This window comes from Halalkalicoccus sp. CGA53 (genome assembly GCF_036429475.1).
Taxonomy (GTDB): domain Archaea; phylum Halobacteriota; class Halobacteria; order Halobacteriales; family Halalkalicoccaceae; genus Natronorarus; species Natronorarus salvus.
Genome location: NZ_CP144125.1, coordinates 3,134,101 through 3,146,820 on the forward strand (window position 1 = coordinate 3,134,101; position 12,720 = coordinate 3,146,820).

Below are 12,720 nucleotides of genomic sequence, written 5' to 3' on the forward strand. Positions count from 1 at the left end.
GACCGATGCTATCGAGGGTCTTTATTTCGCTGTATAGCATTCTTTCGAAACCGCATCCTTAATTAGCAAACCGGCGAAAATTTCTTGAATTCGTCACGAAGGAATGGCAAACAAACTATCGATTGTTTTGAGTGATGAATTCTGAATCATCGATATATCTATCTTTGATCTCCAACATCCACTCTGGATTGAACGTCGTTTCGATTTGTTTAGCACGTCCTTCAGACCCCCTTGATTGGATCCACGTTTCTACTAACCCCATCGTCTCTAAATCAGTTACAATCTGACGGACAGCTCTTTCGCTGACTCGAGAGTTTTTATCCACGATAATTCGATACGACTCGTAGAGTTTCCCTCCACTGACCGGCTGTACGATATCGCCGGAGACCGTCTCCGTCCACAAGGTCGCAGCAAGCAACACCATAAAATGTTGAATGGGAAGCGAAAGTATATTTTCGAGTATATTTTCCTTTTCCGTCGACTCGAAATTCTCTTCGATACATTCTACAGTAATCTGATCGAGGTCACGCTCGTTCGCAGTCTCGCCAGCGTGACGGAATAGTGTAAGCGTCTTACGTACGTCACCCCATCGTGATGCTGCATTAATAAGTCCGTGAGCACGAGCTTCTCTGGTGATCGCATCTTCGTGGAATGCTTGGTTGAGACGTGGCCCAACTATCATGGCCAACTCCTCGTGATCGTAGGGCGGGAAGAATACCGCTTCGTCGCTCATAGGGCTCTGGACACGACTGTCCAAACGGAGGTCGACCTCCAGAAGCTGGTTGCTGAGGAGCCAGCACGATATCTGGATGTCCCGTTCGAGTTTTCCCTCCCCACGGAGCAGCCGGTAGAAGAACTGGTTGGGGTCGTAGTTTGAGTCCTGCGTGACCTGATCGATCTCATCGAGCAGTAGGATCGTCCACTCGGGATACTCCTCAAGCGCCTCCCAGATCGCCGCAAATGCCCCATCTAGTCCTTTGTATGCCTCGACCTTCTCACCAACTATCTCGAAGAGAATTTCGTTAGCGGCGCTAAACAGCGTCTGACACTCCTTGAGGTTCACATACTCGGCGGCTACGGTATGGTTCCGCGCCGCGAACTCCCGACAGAGCCGTCGTGTGATCGCCGTCTTCCCCGTCCCCGGAGGACCGTGAATCGAAACCGTCGTCGGGAGATAGCCCTCGTGAACACCGCCGAGGATCCTCGCCAGCTGCCGTTCTTGCTCGTCGCGTGCTACGATCTCCTCGGGTTCCCGGAACGGATCAAGCGCACCCTTATCGGCGAAGACGCTGTCCGCGGGGGTTGTCTCGTCGAAGAGCTCGTCGTATTTTCCCATGGGTTTGTTTTTCTCCGCTGTCCAGCGGAACTACGAGTGTATTATTTCTGGACCACAAAAACACATCGGTGGATTCGACGCCGAATCATACGTATCAACCTCCAGCACAAGCCGTGATCTGGAGTAGTAATACTGATCGCCTTTCATAGAGCATGGATGAGGCGCCTCTCACAGGAATCGTCGTAATCAACCGGATCTCTCGGGCGCACCTATCACCACGTCGTTCGATTCGCGATCGAGGAACTACGAGCTACTACGACGATCCCTACGAGTTCGTCATCCGGGTGTTCGGAGCGCACGAACGAGAGTGCCGCGTCGGCCAGCTTCGAGTCGTCTGCCGGGACGAGGACGGAGTGTACCGAACTGCAGCGACGACGGGTCGGATACGGTAGCCACGGTCCGGGCTCAGTCGAACCGGAGGAACTGTCGGTCGTACTCGGGGTCGCCCTCGCGCGGGTAGAGCATCACGAACGACTCGGGCGGGAGTTCGCGGAGCCTCCCCGGCAGGTTCCGGAGCTCGTTGTGCCAGCCGACCTCGCCCGGCCGCGAGGAGAGCACGGCGATCAGGTCGTCGGGCTCGGCCGCCTCGGAGAGCGTCGGGAGCAGCTCGCCCCAGCCGGCGAGCTGGCTGAACGTGGCGCTCGCCTCCGGCTCGACCAGCTCGAACAACTCGTCGTAGTTCTCCGGGTCGCCCTCAACGGTGAGGACGGTGAGCGAGACGCCGAGGCGGTCGGCGAGCTTTTTCACGAGGTGGACGGTCTCGAAGAAGCCCTCGTGGTGGTCGATGCCGCTGGGAACGACGACGAACAGCCGTTTCGTCGTGTTGATCGGGTGGCCCAGCCGGGCGACCAGCACGGGGAGCCTGGTGGTGGCGAGCACCTGATCGATGACGCCGCCGAACATCCGCTGGCTCATCGACCGGCCCGCGTCCCAGCCCATCAGGATCAGGTTCGCCTGCACCTCGAGCGCGCTCTGGACGATCCCCGAGGCGGGGTTGTGGTTGATCCGCGTCTGGGCGTCGACCGGCACCTCTGCCTCGCTGCCGACTGCCGTGATCCCCTCCAGTTTCTCCTGGGTCTCCGCGAGCACCGACTCGGTGGGCCCGCCCGCGTTCGGCCGGACGACCGTGAGCAGGTGGACCGGTTCGTCGCGCTCCTCGCCCTTGAGGACGAACGCGAACTCGAGCAGCCGCCGCTGGAGGTCGGCGTGCTGGGAGAGCGGCAGGAGGATCCGCGGGTCCATCGCCGCGCCGCCGCCGAACTCGACCTCCTGGCCGAGCGCGAGGCGCTGGCCGGCGCGTTCGGTCAGCCACGGGCTCACGACCGCCGTGACGAGCAGCATCAGCACCACGGCGTTCAACACCGCCTCGGTGAACAGCCCCTCCTCGAAGCCGATGAGCGTGATCGCGAGCGCGGCGGCGGCCTGGCCCGTTGAGAGCCCGAAGATCACGCCGCGTTCGTTCTTGTCGTAGCCCTGGATCCGACTGACCGTCCAGGCGGCGACGTACTTCATCGCGATCATCACGGCGATGATCGTCGCGGCGACCTGGAGCGTCGCCAGCCCGTCGAGGATCACCCCGAAGTCGACGAGCATCCCGACGTGAACGAGGAAGAAGGGGATGAACAGCGCGTTCCCGACGAACTCGATCCTCGTTCTGAGGGTCCCACCGCCGGGGATCAGCCGGTTGAGCGCGAGGCCGGCGACGAACGCCCCGAGGATCGGTGCGATGTCGAGCAGTTCGGCGAGGCTCGCCGCGGCGAAGAAGAGCGCGACCACGAGCAGGAACTCGAAGTAGCTCTCCTCGCTCGTGTTCTGGAAGAACCACCGGGCGAGCGGCGGCGCGAGGAACCAGGTGGCCGCGAAGAGGATCGCGATCGAGAGGAAGATCTCGGCGAAGAGGATGGGAGTGAGCCCGCCGTCGATCGCGCCGACGACGATCGCGAGCACGACCAGCGCGAGCGTGTCGGTGAAGAGGATCCCGCCGAACACCGCGGTGACCGCCGGGTTCTGTGTGATCCCGTACTGGTTGACGATCGGGTAGGCGAGCAGCGTGTGCGAGGCGAAGACCGCCGCGAGCAACAGCGCCGCCCAGAGGTCGAGGCCGAGGACGACCACGCCAGCCGCCGTCCCGACCGAGAGCGGGAGGAAGAAGCTCGTCAGGCCGAAGATCGCCGCGCCCTCCGGGTCCTCGGAGAACCCGCGGAGGTCGAGTTCGAGGCCCACCGTAAAGAGCAGGTAGATCAGCCCGACTTCGCCGAGGAGGACGATCGCGGAGCCGTGTTCGACCAGACCGGTCCCGCCGGGGCCGAGCGCCGCGCCGAGGAGGACGACGCCGACGATGCCAGGCTGGCCGAGTCGCTTCACGACCAGCGGGCCGATCAGGAAGGCGGCGATCGCGAGCGTGAAGACGAAGACCGGCTCGTCGATCGGAATCTCGGGGACGGCGAGGAGAGCGGGGCGGGACATGCGCTCTCAGTGGGGGGCGGATCGGGCCGATCGGGGTGTAATCGAAAGATCGTTACGTATCATGGTCGGTTTTCGGACGATCGTGTGGCTATCGGGCGTGGAGGAACGATTCGATTCGTGATCGTCCAGCGAGGTCCATAAGCCTATGGAAATCGTCGTCCCGGACCGTCACGCAGGTCCCCGTTCGCGGCGCTCGCGGCCGGCCGTCTCACACCGAAACGCCCCCGGTCTCGGATGACCCTCGTTCGGGTCCCGAACCGTCCGAGTCGTAGCCGGGTCCGCTCGGCGTGCGGACCCCCTGGCCCGGGTCAGTGAGCCGCGGATCGGTCGGACGTTCCCCCGGGGCCCCCGGCACCGCCGAGGAGTTCGACCTCGTGGCCGGACCGTTCGGCACAGCTCTTCGTCCCGCCGACGGGTCGGATCTCGCCGTTGTCGGAGACGTAGACCGGGGCGATCCGTCCGCAGGTCCGACAGCGACCGACGTCCTTCGTCCGGCCCTCGTGGACCGACGTCACGGCTAGAGGCCCTCCCTCGTCGCGTGACCGTCCCCGACCGCGCCGCCTCGCTGGAGGGCTCGAGCGGTCTCACAGTGGAGACAGCCGTCGATCCGGTCGTCGTTGTCGCCGAACACCCGGGCGAACTCGGGGGTGACGAAGCGCTCGCAGGAGTTACAGAGGGGCATCGTATCAGTAAACCGTACTTCCCGGTGAACCGGGGTAATCCCTTTGCCTGCAGATTCGGCTTCCGGGACCGGTGACTCGTCCCTCCCGAGTCGGGACGTCTCACAGGGATCGTCGTAGCCAACCGTATCTCTCGGGCGTACAGGTCACCGATCTCTTCCGGTTCCCGGTCGATGTACGACGAGCCTCACCGACGGCCCCTCTCAGAAGTCGCCGACGAGGCCGGCGAACTCCTCGACCGGGATGAGCTCGTTCGTCTCGGTCGTGAAACCGTAGCTGCCGATCGTGATGGCGGCCTGTGCCGCAGCGTCGCGGTCGGGCGCGTCGATGATGAGCACGAAGTCCACGTCGCCGAGGACGGCGTAAGAGCGGACCACCTCCACCTCAAACTCCTCTAGCTTCTCGCGGAGGTCGCCCCAGAGCCCCGCGAGTTCCTGGGCGTTCTGGACGTGCTGATCGAGGTTCACCTGCACGAGGTACTCTGCCATGGACGACGTAGACGACCCAGAGGTGAAGCCGCTTTCGGAGCCGGCGGGTCCCTCGGCCACCGGAGGCTTTCTATGGGGGTGAGAGCGATAGAACTAACCCGATCCGAGGGACACCGCGACCATGCCCGACTCGCTTGCCGTCCAGATCCTCGTCGGGGTCTACGTCGGCGTGCTCACGGGGGTGTTGCCGGCGCTGGTCTCCTGGGCGCTCGGCTTCTCGTTCAGGTACGTCACGGGGGTGACGATACCGGGTCTCGCGGTCGTCGCGGTCGGTGCGGCGCTTGCGGGCGTCTCCGGCGGCCTCCTGGGACTGCTCGACCCCGAGATCGCGGAGACGCCCGTCGCGGTGACCGCGGTGTTGATCGTGCTGATGGCGTCGCTCTGGGCGCACGATCAGGGCGACAAGACCGCCCAACAAGTCCCGAGACGGCTCACCCTCGCCACGATCAGGGATCGGACCCTACCGACGGAACTCGTCGAGCGCGTCGGCGGCTTCGGCGAGGTGAGCATCGAGGTGGAGACGATCGGGGAACACACCGAGGGAGCGCTCTCCGAGGAGCGCCGAGAGGCGATCGTCGGCGAACGGTTCCGGTTCCCGGCGGACCTGACCGTGGGCGAGATCGAGGGACGGCTGGCCGATCGCCTCGCGGCACTCCACGACCTCGCCGACGTCTCGGTCACGATCGACGGGCACGGACGGGCGAGCGTCCTCGCCGCACCCGCCGGCGCACGGCTCTCGCGCCGACTCGGGGAGGGCCAGCGCGCGGTCTCCGTGCGAACGCTCGTCCCGCCTGGGCTCGCCCGGGGCGACGAGGTCCGCGTCGGATCGGAGGGGCCCACCGCGACGGTCGTGAGCGATCCGGGACCCGAGGAGGACGGAGAGGAAGGGGTCGGCAGGGTCGCTCTGGGGGCCGATCGGTCGACGGCGCGGACGCTCCTCGACCGGGAGCGGGCCGACCTGCTGGTGCTCCCCCGTGGCGAACGGCCGGTCGAGAGGCTCGCGGCCGCGCTCGGACGGAACGGCGGCGCGATCGAGCGGGTCCGGGTGTCGGACGACGGACGCGGGGCCCGGATCGAGCGTGGCGTCGATGCCGGCGACCTCGCGGTGCTCGCGGTCCGACAGTCGGACGGCACCCTCCATCGGGAGATCGAACGGGTGGAGGCGGGCGAGGAGGCCTTCCTCGCCGGGAGGCGGGAGGCGCTGCGTTCGGTCCGGGGGGACGCCGAATGAGCGCGACCGTCGAGGCGATCAGGCTGGTCGGCCTCGCGGCGCTCTCGGGCGTCGTCGCGGGCGGGGTCGCCGTCGGCTGGCGGTGGTACACGCGAGAGCGGCTCCCCGGACGGCTGGCGGTGCTCGTCGGGCTCTCGGCGGTCGCGCTCGTCCTCAACTCGGTCGTCGCGCTCTCGCAGTTCATCGACGTGGGGCCGGACCCGCTCTCTGTCACGCGCGCGCTGCTCACCGTGGCGACGTTCGTCGCCGCCGGGGGGACCGCGCTCGCCGGTCGGGGCCTCGGGGACCGGTTCGCGGAGAACTCGACGGCGCTCGTCGGCGCGCGCGCCGTCGACGGCGAGGTGAGCCCGCTGGTCACGACGGTCGGCCGGCTGATCACCGTCGACCTCCCCACGCCGGTCGAGGACGCCGAGGGGTACGAACCGATCTCGGAGGACCGAAAGGCGGCGCTGGCGGGGAAGACCCTGCTCTTCCCGCGCGGTCTCACCGTCTCGGAGCTGGAGGGGCGCTTCGAGACACGCCTGCGAGAGGACTACGGCGTCGGCTACACGGACGTCTCGATCGAGCCCGACGGTACGATCACGCATCTCGCGGTCGGGCGCCGCGCGTCGGGGCTGGGTGCCGGACTCCCGGGTGGGACGGTCGCGGTGGCGGTCCGCGCCGACCCCGCACCCGAGGCGGGGCCGGGCGACCGGGTCGCGCTCTGGACGGGGGACGGGGACCCGACGCGGCTCTGTACGGGAGAGGTGCGCAGCGTCTCCGGTGATGTGGTGAGCGTCGCAGTCAGGAGCGAGCGGGCCTCGGCGCTCGATCGGGAGACGCACTACCGGCTGGTGACGCTGCCGAGACGCGAGCGGCCCGAACGGGAGCTCGCGACGCTGTTCGAGCGGGCGGGCTGGGGGGTCGACGTGGTGGAGGTCGGGGAGGGCCGCGAGGGGTGGTCGGTCGGAGCAATCGGGGGGAGCGTCGTCGCCGTCGAGTTCGACACCGGGGTCGAGCTGTCGCCGGGGCCCGACCGACCGCTGGAAGCGGGCGAACGGCTGTACGTGATCGAGCGAACGGAGAGAAAGGAAGGGCGGTTGGGCGCGTTCAGGCCGCGATGAACGTCTCGCCCTCGCGCTCGACGAGGCCCTCCGCCGAGAGCGTGTCGAGGACCGGGTAGAGCGCGAGCTTCTTCATCCCGAGCGAGCGCTGGAGGTCGTCGATCGTCGCGTCGCCGGTGACGTCGAGGTAGAGGTAGACCAGCTTCGAGCCGGCGGAGTCGAGTTCGGCCGGGAGGTCGTCGATCGTCGGTTCGGTGTGGTGGTAGGACGCTGTGGCGCTCATGTCTACCCGAGAGGTGTCTGTCGTCCTTGATAAACCTGTCCCATATATCGGCGGTATAGATTCCATGTGTATAAGGGGCATATGGTGATGGTAAACACAACGCTCATTCGAGACGCTCGCCGAAGCCGACTATGAACTGGAAGCTCTTCGCGGACCTCGCGGAGGCAGCGGGAGAGAAGGAGCTGCCGGTAGCAGCCGATCCCGGCGACACCGTGAGCGAAGCGCTCGACGCGCTCTTGGCGGACTACCCCGCGCTCGCCGAGCGCGTGCTCACCGAGGAGGGAGAGCTCGAAGAGCACATCAACCTGCTTCGCAACGGGCGGAACGTCCACACGGCGGAGGCTGGCCTCGAGACCGAACTGGAGGCGGGCGACGAACTCGCGCTCTTCCCTCCGGTCAGCGGCGGGTGAGGTCCGCCCCGAGGACGAAATCCGGCTCGTCGGAGATGCCCGAACGCGCGTAGGCGGCGTCCGAGACGTACCGGGGGGTCTCCGGGAGCAACGCTCTCGTCGAGTCGGCGCCGACCTCGGCGGCGTCCCGCGCGATCGCGGCGACCAGCGCCCTCGACGCCTCGACCGACTCCCAGACTGCCGTCCCGTAGATCGCGACCCGCTCCGCGTCCTCCCCGTGCTGGGAGACGCGAACCCGGTGGGCCATCCCCCCGACCCCGTCGTCGAGGACGGCGAAGACGGCCGCCTCCTCCGAAGCGCGCTCCAGATCCGCGGGCGTGAGCCGCGAGAGCGCCCACGACTCGTCGGTGTCGAGCGCGAGCCCCCGAAGGTGGGCCGCGGCGTCGCTCTCGACCCAGGCGTGCCAGGCGAGTTTCGGGTCCTCACGGACCCGGAGGTCCGCTTCGGCGTCGGGATCCGGCTCGGGCGTCGCCCACCGGAACTCGGTGACCGGCTCGAAGCCGACCGATCTCGACTGGCCGAGCCCCGCGACGTTCCACGAGAAGACCATGTTCCGCGCGACGGTCGCGCCCTGCTCGCACGCCCAGTCGAACAGCGCCTCGCTCAGCCGCTTCGAGATGCCCCGGCCCCTGTACTCGGGGTTCATCCGCATCCCCTGACACCACGCCTCGTACTCGCTGAGTGACACGCACTGGGCGATGCCGGCGAGCTCTGTCCCTGCGTCGAGGACGAACGTCTCCCGCTCCTCGCCCTCGATCCACTCCGGGTAGACCCGCGCGAGGTAGTCCTCGCCCTCCCGGTCCGGCCAGGTGTCCTCGGTGATAGCCGCGACCGCCTCGTGGTCCTCCGGGCGTGCCTCGCGTAGCTCCAGGTCTACGTCCATGGCACGGACCGATCGGTGAGCTCGCCCGCGGTCGAGGTCGAGAACAGCTCCGCCGTGCTGCCGTCCCGTGCGAGCGCCCACATCAGCTTCACCTTCGCCGTCCCGGGGAGGGTGTCCCCGGCCTCGATCACGCCGGCGTCGAGCAGGTCCCGGCCGGTGTCGTAGACCCGGTCACAGACCCGCCCCTCGATGCACTGACTCGTCATCACGACGGTCGTTCCGTCCTCGACGAGGTCGGCGATCCGCGGGATCCAGTCGGTGTGGACGTGACCCAGCCCCGTCCCCTCGAGGACGAGCCCCGCCGATCCCTCGACGTGACCGAGTATGGAGGGATCGGTCCCAGGCGTGAACTTCAGCAGGAGGACGTCGGTCTCCAGCCCGGCGTCGAGCGCCAACTCACGTTCGCCGCGCTCGGTGTACTCGCCTCGAACCTCGATCTCCTCGGTCGCGTAGTCGACCGTCGCGAGCGGCTCTCCACCCACGGTCTCGAAGGCGTCGCGCCGCGACGTGTGGTTCTTTCTGACCCTGGTCCCCCGGTGGAGCGCACAGACGTCGTCGGACTCGCTCGCGTGCATACAGACGAGCACCTCGGCGATATCGCTCTTCGCCGCCTCGACCGCACAGACCGCGTTCATCACGTTGTCCGAGGAGGGCCGATCCGCCGAGCGCTGGCTTCCGGTGAAGACGATCGGCACGGGAGTGTCGAGGGCGAACGCGAGCGCACTCGCCGTGAACTGCATCGTGTCGGTGCCGTGCATGACGACGACGCCGTCGGCACCCGCCTCGATCTCCTCGTACACCGCGTGGGCGAGGTCCGACCAGACCTCCGGCGTCATATTCTCCGAGAGGATGTTCGCGACGACCCTCCCTCGAAAGTTCGCCCGACCTGCGAGGTCGGGCACCGCCCGCAGGACGTCCTCGGCGTCGAACTGTGCGGTCACCGCTCCGGTTCGGTAGTCGACCGTCGAGGCGATCGTCCCACCGGTACTGATCAGCGATATCGTCGGCAGCGAGTCGTCGAACTCGACGACGGAGTCGCCCGAACTCTCGCCGTCGACGTCGTAGACACCTTCCTCAAGGACGTCGACGCTCGCCGACGCGCGCTCGACGCCGACGTTGTAGCCGCCGTCGAGTTTCACGACGAGGTGGTCGTGGGAACTCGAGGGCATGAGGACGCCTTTTATATCCCGCTCCCCGCCGCGGACGCGAACCCGGTCGCCTTCGGCTGCGTTCATAGCCGGGGTTCCGTCGCCGTGGACGTAAATTCACTCGTTCCCCGACGGCGACCTCTCCGACCCTCGGAGCCCGGTCGCCTCCGGTCAGGACCGTCGAAACGGGTATGCAGTCCGAGAGCGTCCGTTCACCCGATGTCAATCGAGTCGAGAATCGAGGCGTGGGGGCGGCGGGTTCTCCGCTCGCCGCTCTGGGTGGGGCTCGCGATCACGGCGATCCTGGTCGTTCCGACGTTCCTCGTCCCGGGAGTTGCCCTCTGGATCGGGATCGTCTCCCTGCTCACGCTCACGCCGCTGGTCCTGTTCGGTACCTACCTCGCGTACTACCTGCTCGGGCGGTTCACCGGCCTGCTCGACGGGGACGAGGGGAGTCACGACGAGAGCCGCGAGGCCGACTCCCCGATCGCGGTGCTCAAACACCGGTACGCGGTCGGCGAGATCGACGAGGAGACGTTCGAGCGAAAGCTCGATCGACTCCTCGACGCCGGTTCTCCCCCGGGTCGGGAGGGCGGTCCGCGTCGAGAGGCCGACCTCCTGCGGGAGTGAGCGACGGATAGCGCCGCTCGGTGGACGCGCTGTGAGGGATCGAGGCGAGAGCTCGGGGTGGGTGGGCGGGACGGCGGGGTTCTCGGCACCAGCGTACCTCGAGAATCCCCCGCTACCTATCCGACACGCTACGAACGAGGTCGTGTTCGGGGACCGCGAGGGAGTGACTTATCGGCCTTCGGTTCGGGATCCGGTGGCGAACGGGCTCCGGTACCGCACGTACCAGATACCGGCCGCGAGCGCACCCGATACGGCGGCGGGCCAGCGATCGGAGCTGAGATAGAGGTTCGGCGTCGGTGGGTTGTAGCCCGTGATCGGCCAGAAGGCGGCGTAGGAGTGACCCGAGGGGTTGATCAGGAGGAGGTCGAGCGCGTGGTGTGAGGCCATCCCGAGGAAGAGCAGCGCGGCGACGCGCACCCGGATCCCCGGACGGACGAGCAGTGCGCCGACCGCGACGGCGAGGAGCGAGCCACCCATCGTGTGGAACGCTCCCCACGAGAACGGAACCCCGAGGGCGGCTTCGACGGCCCGTCCGCTCACGAACAGCTCCGCACGGTTCATGTCCGGGATCAGTGAACCGGCCATCGCGACGGTGACGTAGCGTGGCGAGAGCCACTCGTACCGGAACGAGAGCAACGTCGCGAGCGAGTAGCCGACGAGGACGTGTGTCAGCAGGTCAGCCATCGCGCTCACCTCGGGGGAGCGTTCGGACGGGGCGGGGTTCGTCCCGCGGTTCGAGACCGAGGACCGCCCGGTCGATCCGCCACCCGCGGAGCAGACGCGAGAGCACCCAGAGCCCGGCGAGCAGCGAGACGACGTACATGTAGGTGATCTCCCACGGGTCTCGAACGAGCGTCTCCTCCGCGTCGAACGCGCCGCCGGGTTCGACGACCCCGAACGCGCGGAGCCGCTGTCCCTCCTCGACCGGTTCCTCGACACCCTCGACTTCGAGCGTGATCGTCTCGCCGGGCGGACCTGTTTCGATCGTCACCGGATCGGTCGAGACGACGGGGCCGGAGACGTCCGCCCGGTCGCCGACGTACGCGTCGTAGTCCGCCGCGAGATCGTCGCCGTCGGGATAGGCGTGGTTCTCCGGGTCGGGGTCCGCGGTCCCGGAGAGGACGAACAGGCCGACGAGGAGGGCGAAGACGCAGACGAGCGCGAGGGCGCGCGAACGGGGGCTCTGGAGCATACCCCCACCTGTCGGCCGAAACCCTTCGTCGTTCCGTTCGGGAACGCGGCCGAGAAAGAGGGGTTCAGCGGAGCCTCAGAACCAGTCTCGACACCACTTTCGCATCGTCTCGATCTCCGCCTCCTGGACCTCGATGACCTCCTCTGCGAGCTGTCTCACGTCCCCGTCCTCACCTTCGGCGAGGACGTCCTCGGCCATCACGATCGCCCCCTCGTGGTGGTGGATCATCCCCGAGAGGAACAGCCGGTCGAACTCGTCGCCCTCGGCCGCAGCGAGCTCGTCCATCGCCTCGTCGGTGAGCATTCCGTCCATCTCGTCGTGGTCCATCTCGTGGTCGTGGGGGTCGTGACCGTGGGTTTCGAGCCACTCCTCCATCGTCCCCATCTCCGCCTCCTGGGCCTCGATAACCTCCTCCGCGAGCGCACAGAGTTCGCTCCGATTCGTACGACCGAGGACCAGTTCGGCCATCTCCGTCGCCTGCTCGTGGTGCGGGATCATCATCTGCAGGAAGCGAACGTCCGCTTCGTTCAGCTCCCCGTCGTGGCGATCGTCGCGATCTTCGTCCTCGTCCTCGTCATCGTCGCGATCCTCTCCGTGGTCACCCTGGTCATCGCTCCGGTCGGAGCCGTCGTCATCGTCGTGACTGCCCGCGGCGGCGACGGATCCGGTCGCCCCGGTGGCTCCGATCAGGTACAGCACGCGTCGTCTGCTCGTATCGAGTGTCATAGCTGGTGAGTCGGGGCTCACGAGCGGCCTCGTGACTGCCCTGTCAGTTCGGTACGGATTCGACGGTTATTATTATAGTACGATGAACCGTTGTGATCAACTAGTGAGGCGCGGTCCGACGGCCACGGACGATCGGTGAGGTGGATTTAACGCTGGGTTAGCATCCGGCGACCCGGGGACGTACCGTTATGCGAGCGCGCCACG

At 66.8% G+C, this 12,720-nt stretch carries 15 protein-coding genes; 4 read left to right on the forward strand and 11 right to left on the reverse strand.

Annotated features, from left to right (window positions below; all coding sequences use genetic code 11):
* Nucleotides 1-115: 115 nt before the first annotated feature.
* The 5 genes from V2L32_RS18020 to V2L32_RS18040 form a co-directional block, all read right to left on the reverse strand.
* Nucleotides 116-1,336, reverse strand: a complete 1,221-nt coding sequence (locus V2L32_RS18020) for a Cdc6/Cdc18 family protein (protein ID WP_331233939.1) — start codon at nucleotides 1,334-1,336, stop codon at nucleotides 116-118.
* A 405-nt stretch (nucleotides 1,337-1,741) separates the two neighbouring features.
* Nucleotides 1,742-3,802 (reverse strand): cation:proton antiporter, encoded by a 2,061-nt coding sequence (locus tag V2L32_RS18025; protein ID WP_331233940.1) that lies wholly within the window; start codon nucleotides 3,800-3,802, stop codon nucleotides 1,742-1,744.
* A gap of 308 nt (nucleotides 3,803-4,110) precedes the next feature.
* Nucleotides 4,111-4,317: a hypothetical protein gene (locus tag V2L32_RS18030; RefSeq protein ID WP_331233941.1), complete on the reverse strand. Its 207-nt coding sequence runs from the start codon at nucleotides 4,315-4,317 to the stop codon at nucleotides 4,111-4,113.
* Between the two features lie 2 nt (nucleotides 4,318-4,319).
* Nucleotides 4,320-4,484, reverse strand: coding sequence for a DUF7563 family protein (locus tag V2L32_RS18035; RefSeq protein WP_331233942.1), 165 nt, complete (start codon nucleotides 4,482-4,484; stop codon nucleotides 4,320-4,322).
* 201 nt (nucleotides 4,485-4,685) lie between these two features.
* A complete protein-coding gene (locus V2L32_RS18040) occupies nucleotides 4,686-4,970 on the reverse strand; it encodes a GYD domain-containing protein (protein ID WP_331233944.1) in 285 nt (94 codons plus the stop codon).
* A gap of 121 nt (nucleotides 4,971-5,091) precedes the next feature.
* Here V2L32_RS18040 and V2L32_RS18045 point away from each other — a divergent pair, with 121 nt between their 5' ends.
* Nucleotides 5,092-6,201 carry a potassium transporter TrkA gene (locus V2L32_RS18045; protein ID WP_331233945.1) on the forward strand — a complete coding sequence of 370 codons (1,110 nt, stop codon included), beginning with the start codon at nucleotides 5,092-5,094 and terminating at the stop codon, nucleotides 6,199-6,201.
* Nucleotides 6,198-7,304, forward strand: a complete 1,107-nt coding sequence (locus tag V2L32_RS18050) for a potassium transporter TrkA (RefSeq protein ID WP_331233946.1) — start codon at nucleotides 6,198-6,200, stop codon at nucleotides 7,302-7,304. The genes V2L32_RS18045 and V2L32_RS18050 overlap by 4 nt, the downstream gene beginning before the upstream one ends.
* Here the strand turns inward: V2L32_RS18050 and V2L32_RS18055 are convergent.
* Nucleotides 7,291-7,527 (reverse strand): TrmB family transcriptional regulator, encoded by a 237-nt coding sequence (locus tag V2L32_RS18055; RefSeq protein ID WP_331233947.1) that lies wholly within the window; start codon nucleotides 7,525-7,527, stop codon nucleotides 7,291-7,293. The genes V2L32_RS18050 and V2L32_RS18055 overlap by 14 nt on opposite strands.
* 131 nt (nucleotides 7,528-7,658) lie before the next feature.
* Here V2L32_RS18055 and V2L32_RS18060 point away from each other — a divergent pair, with 131 nt between their 5' ends.
* On the forward strand, nucleotides 7,659-7,937 hold the full coding sequence (locus tag V2L32_RS18060) for a ubiquitin-like small modifier protein 1 (RefSeq protein ID WP_331233948.1): 279 nt from the start codon (nucleotides 7,659-7,661) through the stop codon (nucleotides 7,935-7,937).
* Here the strand turns inward: V2L32_RS18060 and V2L32_RS18065 are convergent.
* The gene (locus tag V2L32_RS18065) at nucleotides 7,924-8,820 is read right to left on the reverse strand and encodes a GNAT family N-acetyltransferase (RefSeq protein WP_331233949.1); all 897 of its coding nucleotides are present in this window, start codon (nucleotides 8,818-8,820) and stop codon (nucleotides 7,924-7,926) included. The two genes, V2L32_RS18060 and V2L32_RS18065, sit on opposite strands and share 14 nt — an antisense overlap.
* On the reverse strand, nucleotides 8,811-10,055 hold the full coding sequence (gene gatD, locus V2L32_RS18070) for a Glu-tRNA(Gln) amidotransferase subunit GatD (RefSeq protein ID WP_331233950.1): 1,245 nt from the start codon (nucleotides 10,053-10,055) through the stop codon (nucleotides 8,811-8,813). Before gatD ends, V2L32_RS18065 begins: the two co-directional genes overlap by 10 nt.
* A gap of 132 nt (nucleotides 10,056-10,187) precedes the next feature.
* On the opposite strand from gatD, the gene V2L32_RS18075 reads away from it, so the two are divergent.
* Nucleotides 10,188-10,598, forward strand: coding sequence for an SHOCT domain-containing protein (locus V2L32_RS18075; RefSeq protein WP_331233951.1), 411 nt, complete (start codon nucleotides 10,188-10,190; stop codon nucleotides 10,596-10,598).
* Nucleotides 10,599-10,766: 168 nt separating this feature from the next.
* Here the strand turns inward: V2L32_RS18075 and V2L32_RS18080 are convergent, their stop codons facing one another.
* The 3 genes from V2L32_RS18080 to V2L32_RS18090 form a co-directional block, all read right to left on the reverse strand.
* Complete coding sequence (locus tag V2L32_RS18080; RefSeq protein WP_331233952.1) at nucleotides 10,767-11,282, reverse strand: metal-dependent hydrolase; 516 nt, start codon at nucleotides 11,280-11,282, stop codon at nucleotides 10,767-10,769.
* Nucleotides 11,275-11,790 carry a hypothetical protein gene (locus V2L32_RS18085; protein ID WP_331233953.1) on the reverse strand — a complete coding sequence of 172 codons (516 nt, stop codon included), beginning with the start codon at nucleotides 11,788-11,790 and terminating at the stop codon, nucleotides 11,275-11,277. The genes V2L32_RS18080 and V2L32_RS18085 overlap by 8 nt, the downstream gene beginning before the upstream one ends.
* A gap of 75 nt (nucleotides 11,791-11,865) precedes the next feature.
* Nucleotides 11,866-12,516, reverse strand: a complete 651-nt coding sequence (locus tag V2L32_RS18090) for a DUF305 domain-containing protein (protein WP_331233954.1) — start codon at nucleotides 12,514-12,516, stop codon at nucleotides 11,866-11,868.
* Nucleotides 12,517-12,720 lie beyond the last annotated feature (204 nt).

Excerpts from the sequence above, each read along its gene's own strand:
- V2L32_RS18085 (WP_331233953.1), bottom strand. The coding sequence starts at position 11,790 with ATGCTCCAGAGCCCCCGTTCGCGCGCCCTCGCGCTCGTCTGCGTCTTC.
- V2L32_RS18025 (WP_331233940.1), bottom strand. The coding sequence starts at position 3,802 with ATGTCCCGCCCCGCTCTCCTCGCCGTCCCCGAGATTCCGATCGACGAG.
- V2L32_RS18050 (WP_331233946.1), top strand. The coding sequence starts at position 6,198 with ATGAGCGCGACCGTCGAGGCGATCAGGCTGGTCGGCCTCGCGGCGCTC.
- V2L32_RS18080 (WP_331233952.1), bottom strand. The coding sequence starts at position 11,282 with ATGGCTGACCTGCTGACACACGTCCTCGTCGGCTACTCGCTCGCGACG.
- V2L32_RS18040 (WP_331233944.1), bottom strand. The coding sequence starts at position 4,970 with ATGGCAGAGTACCTCGTGCAGGTGAACCTCGATCAGCACGTCCAGAAC.
- V2L32_RS18075 (WP_331233951.1), top strand. The coding sequence starts at position 10,188 with ATGTCAATCGAGTCGAGAATCGAGGCGTGGGGGCGGCGGGTTCTCCGC.
- V2L32_RS18020 (WP_331233939.1), bottom strand. The coding sequence starts at position 1,336 with ATGGGAAAATACGACGAGCTCTTCGACGAGACAACCCCCGCGGACAGC.
- V2L32_RS18060 (WP_331233948.1), top strand. The coding sequence starts at position 7,659 with ATGAACTGGAAGCTCTTCGCGGACCTCGCGGAGGCAGCGGGAGAGAAG.
- V2L32_RS18045 (WP_331233945.1), top strand. The coding sequence starts at position 5,092 with ATGCCCGACTCGCTTGCCGTCCAGATCCTCGTCGGGGTCTACGTCGGC.
- V2L32_RS18035 (WP_331233942.1), bottom strand. The coding sequence starts at position 4,484 with ATGCCCCTCTGTAACTCCTGCGAGCGCTTCGTCACCCCCGAGTTCGCC.
- V2L32_RS18090 (WP_331233954.1), bottom strand. The coding sequence starts at position 12,516 with ATGACACTCGATACGAGCAGACGACGCGTGCTGTACCTGATCGGAGCC.
- V2L32_RS18055 (WP_331233947.1), bottom strand. The coding sequence starts at position 7,527 with ATGAGCGCCACAGCGTCCTACCACCACACCGAACCGACGATCGACGAC.
- gatD (WP_331233950.1), bottom strand. The coding sequence starts at position 10,055 with ATGAACGCAGCCGAAGGCGACCGGGTTCGCGTCCGCGGCGGGGAGCGG.
- V2L32_RS18065 (WP_331233949.1), bottom strand. The coding sequence starts at position 8,820 with ATGGACGTAGACCTGGAGCTACGCGAGGCACGCCCGGAGGACCACGAG.